Source organism: Mycobacterium sp. 1245111.1, assembly GCF_001673405.1.
Classification (GTDB): domain Bacteria; phylum Actinomycetota; class Actinomycetes; order Mycobacteriales; family Mycobacteriaceae; genus Mycobacterium.
In genome coordinates, this window is the sequence record NZ_LZLV01000081.1 from 1 (window position 1) to 2,634 (window position 2,634).

The 2,634-nt window shown below is 62.9% G+C and carries 1 protein-coding gene and 2 pseudogenes; 2 read left to right on the forward strand and 1 reads right to left on the reverse strand.

The window, feature by feature from the left end:
• A pseudogene (locus tag A5658_RS28430) lies at window positions 1–445 on the forward strand (universal stress protein); the annotation flags it as partial.
• A gap of 134 nt (window positions 446–579) precedes the next feature.
• On the opposite strand, the gene A5658_RS12195 reads toward A5658_RS28430, so the two are convergent.
• Window positions 580–1,572, reverse strand: a complete 993-nt coding sequence (locus A5658_RS12195; RefSeq protein WP_067334742.1) for a nitroreductase family protein — start codon at window positions 1,570–1,572, stop codon at window positions 580–582.
• Between the two features lie 229 nt (window positions 1,573–1,801).
• On the opposite strand from A5658_RS12195, the pseudogene A5658_RS12200 reads away from it, so the two are divergent.
• Window positions 1,802–2,634: pseudogene (locus tag A5658_RS12200) on the forward strand (cation-translocating P-type ATPase); the annotation flags it as partial.

The following is a 2,634-nucleotide window of genomic DNA, read 5'->3' on the forward strand; positions in this document are numbered from 1 at the left end:
TGCCGACGTCGCCGAAGGGGCTCATTGCCCGGTGGCGATCATTCGCAGTCACGAAGGCAACCCAACCCGGTTGAGCCCGTTGATAGTCGCCGCTGTCAATGACTCGGCGAAGAGCGGCGCGGTTATCGAGCTGGCGATCAAAGAGGCGAAGTTGCGCCAGACACCGATTCTCACGGTCGAGACGTTGCGGAAGGAAACCGATCGCATGCCCAGTGGTGAGCTGGAGCACCGGGTGCAATCGTGGAAGGAGACCCACCCAGACGTCGAAATCTACGGCGCTGCCACCCGCGACGACATCGCGAATTTCCTTGCCGCGGCGCACAGGACGATTCATCTGGCGGTGATCGGAGGCGGTGACGCGGATCAAGTTGCGAATCTGGTCGGGCCACACGACCATCCGATCATCGGCCACGCGGAGTGCTCGGTGCTGGTCGCCCGATCATAGGCCCGCGATTATCGCGATATTCGAAGTTGTTGTGCCACAGGATAGTAAGCCGATACATGGACGACGACGTGCGATCAACACTGCGCAATGGCGCCGCGGTGTGGCTGCGACGGCGCGTTCCCTACACCACCATGTCAGCAGAACCGGGATCCGTCCAGGTACTCGACGACGTCGCCGAGCGGACGGCGCGGCGTAGCGGGAAGCGCGTCTGCATCGACCGGCGCCCAACCGATGCGAAGCAACATTTGAGGGAATGCATCGAGCCCGAAGACCTCACTCTGAATCGCGTCGCGCGTCTCGCGGATCTCAAGGGGTTCGGTGACCGGACAGCTGGCCAGCCCGAGTGCGGTAGCACTCAGCAGCATCAAACTGGTGGTTTCCCCGGCTCGAAGCTGCGCCAAAGTGGTGTCGTCCCTGGTGCCAAGGGCCAACACCACCGCGTTGTCGTCAGTCGGTTCCGTATCGACCGGCTGACTCAACACCGGGCCCGCGAACAACCTTGGCGGTAGCGGAGCCGCGGGATCGGCCTCGGGGGTGCTGCGGGCCGGCACACCGGCCGTCGATGCATACCGTCCGCTCCAAACCGTCAGCTCGGACAGGTAGTCATAATCCGTCACGTGTTGCTGAATAGCTTCCGCCATAATCTGTTTCAGCTCAGACCGAGACTGCATCTGGCGGAGCATGACTCCGGTGCGAGTCGCTCGCGCACCCAAAAGAGCGATGTAGTTGGCGGGAACCTCCCACGAGCTATAACGGCGCCGATCGGTACGCCGCCGGGGAATCGCCGCGGCCAAACTGACGTCTAATTCGCTAGCAGCCTGACGGCGAACCTGAATGGCGGCGAGATGTTCGGGGTCGTTGGGATCGGGCAGACGATGGATTTTCGCCTGCCAGCCAAGGGCTGCGAATGCCACGACGCAATGATGCAGGGCAATGCCGCAACTCAACACCAAATCGCGGCTGTCGGGGTCGGTCTTGGGAAGATGCAGCCTCCGATCGGCGTAGAGGTGCAGGCTGCCGGAACCCACCCGCCAGCGCCACGGCTGGGCGTTGTGTACCGACGGCGCCCGAGTGGCGAGCGACAGCACTGTCCTCACGGTCTCGCGATCCGGAAAAGGAGCGTTCATACGGTCACCGCCTTGATCTGTGTGTAGATCCTTTCAAGGATGGGCGGTTCACGCTCAATTCGTTAGAGCCCAAAGCCTCCACCTGAAAGTGCCCTTCGCGGCGTTCTGGACGGGTCGACGGTGGGGTCTTAGGACTGCCGTGACGGTGCCACAAGCCCCTGCTCTTCGAGAAGTCAGGGTTGCGTTGATAGCCAGTGGATCTGGTGACGATTTCATAGGCTTACCGGCTATGAGCGGTTCGCGGTCGACCGGGTTGACGTCCACCGAAGTCGCTGAGCGCGTCGCGGATGGCAGAACCAACGACGTCCCCAGCCGCGCGACGCGCAGTGTGCTCGACATTGTCCGGGCGAACGTGTTCACGCGGATCAACGCGATTCTGACAGTGCTGTTCGTCATCGTGCTGGCTACCGGGTCGTTGGTCAACGGCCTGTTCGGACTTCTGATCGTCGCAAACAGCGTGATCGGCATCGTCCAAGAGTTGCGGGCAAAGCTGACGCTGGACAAGTTGTCCATCGTCGGACAGGCCAACCCGTTAGTGCGCCGTGACGGTGAAGCACGGCAAGTGCCTCCGCGCGAGGTGGTCTCCGATGATGTCATCGAATTGGGGCCCGGCGACCAAATCGTGGTCGACGGCACGGTGGTCGAGGAGTCCGCGCTCGAGATCGACGAGTCGCTGCTGACCGGCGAGGCCGACCCCGTCGTGAAGAGAGTGGGTGACGGTGTCCTGTCGGGCAGTTTCGTCGTCGCCGGCAGCGGCGCCTATCGCGCCACGCAGGTGGGAAGCCACGCCTACGCCGCCAAACTCACCGCGCAGGCCAGCAAGTTCACCTTGGTCAACTCCGAACTGCAGGCGGGCGTCAACACGATTCTTCGGTTCATCACCTACCTGTTGATTCCGACCGGGCTGCTGATCATCTACACGCAGCTGTTCACTACGCACGCCGACGGGCGAGAGTCGGTGCTGCGCACGGTGGGCGCGCTGGTGCCGATGGTGCCCGAGGGCCTGGTGCTGATGACGTCGATTGCCTTTGCCGTCGGTGTCGTTCGCCTGGGACGGCGTCG

Bases quoted from the DNA above. Each gene is read 5' to 3' on its own strand.
- A5658_RS12195 (WP_067334742.1), bottom strand. From the start codon at position 1,572: ATGAACGCTCCTTTTCCGGATCGCGAGACCGTGAGGACAGTGCTGTCG.